Below are 3235 nucleotides of genomic sequence, written 5' to 3' on the forward strand. Positions count from 1 at the left end.
GAGAATTGAATCACGACCGCGCGACGCTGGGAAGGGTTTTTCCGCAGCCTGCTAAGTCGCTTTGCCCCTATTGGAACCCTGTCGAGAAGAGGTAAGGGAAGCCTCGACGGCGACAGCTACGACCGCACGTGAGGCAATTTGCAACCATCGCCGGCCGCACTCTCGCCGTTGCAAGGCAGGAAGTCGCGCTGCTGGCCGTCCTGGCGCTGCTGGCGGCGAGCTTGTGGGCATTCGTCGGTATCTCTGAAGAGGTCGTCGAGGGCGAGACCCATGCCATCGACGAAGCGATACTGCTTGCTCTGCGAGCGCCCGGCGATGGGAGCGATCCCCTCGGGCCAGGATGGGTCGAGGAGCTGGGGCGCGACGCGACGGCACTCGGCGGGGTCGGCGTTCTGACGTTCATCACCGTCGCCTCGGCCATCTATCTGGCGCTTCGCCGCAAGTATCGGGCGGCCGCCTTTGTGGTCGTGGCGATCGCAAGCGGCGTGGCGCTGAGCTACGCGCTGAAAGCCGGTTTCGACAGACCCCGGCCGGATCTGGTCCCGCACGGCTCCATTGTCTACACGACCAGCTTTCCGAGCGGACACTCGATGATGGCGGCGCTCGTCTACCTCACCCTAGGCGCTCTCCTCGCCCGTTTGCAGCCGGAGAAGCGGCTCAAAGCCTACATGCTGCTGCTGGCAATCCTGATGACGATCGCTGTTGGCGTCAGCAGGGTTTACCTCGGCGTCCACTGGCCGACAGACGTCTTGGCTGGTTGGGCTGCCGGCGCGACGTGGGCACTGATCAGCTGGGCGATCGTCCTGTGGATGCAGCGGTACCGAAAGGTCGAAACGGCAAGTGATGAAGGCGAAGGCGTCCATCGGGGTTGAAGCTGGTAAGGGCGTCATAGCGTTCCGGTTGCGTGGCAGGCGCGACGTGGGCACCTGAGGCACGGCCACCGGTAAACCCTTACCACAGTCCGGTTTCGGCCAGGATTTTGTCGAGGTTGTTGATCCGGGGTAGCATCAGTCCGTCCCGCGCCTTCAATTCCGGCCGACCGGCGAGGCAAACATTACCGAATTCATTGCAGGCCGATTTAACCGCGCCGAAACGGAATTTTTCTGTCGGACCGACGATCACATTGCCAGTCATGGTAGCCTTGTGCCCACTTTTCGCCTTGACGACGATGCCGCCCGGCCGGTCCATCAGGATCACATTGTTCTCCACCAGAATGCTGGAATTTTCACGCTTGTCGCCTTCCATGGCGAACGCGATAGCGCCGTTATTTGCGCTGGCGGGGCCTTCCTGCAGGATATTGCGGCGGATGATCGTATCGCCGCCATTGGGGACGTCGATCAGGTAGCTGTCCCGGCTGTTCAGAGAGGCGACGATGCTGTCTTCCACCAGAGTGCGCGCGGCGCGGGATTTGATTTCATGCCCTTCGCCCTTGGACGAAATAAAGACCGAACGGCGGATGATCAACTCGCCGCCGCCGACATAGATGCCATGCGCCTGTCCACCCTGGCCGAGGTTTTCGAAGCGGCTGTCCTCGACCAGGATCAGCCCTGTGTCCCCACCCGCGAGCAATCCCTGTTCGGAATCATGGAAATGGACGCGGCGCAGGGTCAGGTTGCGACCTTCCATACGAATGCAGGCGCCGTTGCGGTCGCGGACGCTGATGCCGGCACAGGAAAGCCCTTCAATGACAACATCGTTCGCGGTCACGACAAGCGCGCCCTTGCCGCTTTCGGCCACGCCGACCAGTGCCGCGCCGGGCAGCGCCTGGATATGCGTGCGGTGAACATCCAAGCGTGCGGCCTGCCGGTATTCACCCGCATGCAGAATGACCGTGCCGCCCCGCGAAATCCCGCTTAATGCGGATTGCAGCGAGACCGTCTCGCAGGCGGGGTCGTCCGCCATGTCGACACAGACATGAATTTCCAGCACAGGGGGTGCGGCGCCGATCCTTCCCGTCACCGGGTCGCGCATGATGGCGCCCGGCATGCCTGGCCCCGGCGGCAGGCCGTCTGTCTGTGCCACCGCTGATCCCGGCAACAGCGACGTAAGCAGCATCAGCGCCGCAACGCAGGTCCTTGCCCAGTCTTGTATGAATCGCGTCATTACCCAGGATTTCCCATGCGGATCCTTTCCTGTCGGTTGAGAGTGACCTGAAATTTCTCGGCGGGCAACCCGACAGCGTTTGGCAACGAAGGCAAAGCCGATACTACGGGATTAAGCGCCGGTGGGTCGTCGCCGTATTCGGTATTGCCGTTCGTGCCGTTGCGGACGCACCAGTCCCGTCGTCGGGCAACATCGGCCAGCGTCTGTCGATCATGTCGGTGCTGGCTTTGGTCATGTCGGTGCTGGCTTTGGTCTCGGCGGCGTATATTCAGACAAATCCGGCGGCGACGGTCTCACGACCGGAACCTTTGGCGCCGGGAGGTGTTTGCAGTTATGTCGCTCGAAAGCCGATAACCTTTATCTTGGAGAAACAGAGATGATTCTCAATTTAAAGCTTGCCCTTGAAGCCGCCCGTCGGGAAGTCCTGCTTGCGCGCGGGGAAAACGAACGCGACCGTAAGGCGCCGCCCGTTCAAAAACTTCCCACCAGCCGCCAGGTTGTGTCTTCGCGGCAAGAGAGCACCAACTTGCGGGAAGCGATAGCTGAGGTGCAACTCAGCCTGAAAACGCAACGTGACGAAGATTTAGGAAACCAAACTATAGGATTTCAGGGCCGATAGCCCTTCTCCAACTTTTAGCAGATCAGCAGCTTTGGCCCGTTCCATCGTGAGCGTCGGTGAACCGGCCCTGTCGCTGATGCTGCGGGGCTGTTACGCTCAAACTCGACCTTGCGCAATCGCCAGTCAGGTGATTTCCCCAGGGGCCTACGCGAGGATCGGGCCGAGACACTACCTGCAGGTGCGCCCGGTAGAATCAGCCTTTGCGCCCCCATGCATGAACCGGCCCGCCGGCCACGACTTGCAGCCTCAGACGAACGGACAGGGAAGCACAATGAAGTTCTGCGGGAGAACCGGCGAAAAATCGCGATTCAGCGGTAAAACGTATTGGTCATTAATGTGGAATACGCCGAGCATGTTGCTGCCGTCGCCGCCCTGATCGCTGGCGGCCTTCTGCTCTCCGGCATGACACGGCTGTAAGTATTCAGCGTGATACCGATCTTCGAATGCCCTAGCTGTGGGCTTTCAATAGGTTGTCCATTCGGGCCTGACCGAGGAGACCGGAGGTGCCAGACT

At 61.0% G+C, this 3235-nt stretch carries 3 protein-coding genes; 2 read left to right on the plus strand and 1 reads right to left on the minus strand.

All coding sequences use genetic code 11. From position 1 onward, the window contains the following. The first annotated feature begins 191 nt into the window (after nt 1-191). The gene (locus tag WD767_13910) at nt 192-872 is read left to right on the plus strand and encodes a phosphatase PAP2 family protein (GenBank protein ID MEX2617187.1); all 681 of its coding nucleotides are present in this window, start codon (nt 192-194) and stop codon (nt 870-872) included. Nucleotides 873-951: 79 nt separating this feature from the next. Here WD767_13910 and WD767_13915 read toward each other — a convergent pair whose 3' ends face one another. Beyond that, a complete protein-coding gene (locus WD767_13915; protein MEX2617188.1) occupies nt 952-2103 on the minus strand; it encodes a right-handed parallel beta-helix repeat-containing protein in 1152 nt (383 codons plus the stop codon). A gap of 376 nt (nt 2104-2479) precedes the next feature. Here WD767_13915 and WD767_13920 point away from each other — a divergent pair, with 376 nt between their 5' ends. Beyond that, nucleotides 2480-2722 (plus strand): hypothetical protein, encoded by a 243-nt coding sequence (locus tag WD767_13920; GenBank protein ID MEX2617189.1) that lies wholly within the window; start codon nt 2480-2482, stop codon nt 2720-2722. The last annotated feature ends 513 nt before the right edge of the window (nt 2723-3235 follow it).

This window comes from Alphaproteobacteria bacterium, from assembly GCA_040905865.1.
Taxonomy (GTDB): Bacteria; Pseudomonadota; Alphaproteobacteria; order UBA8366.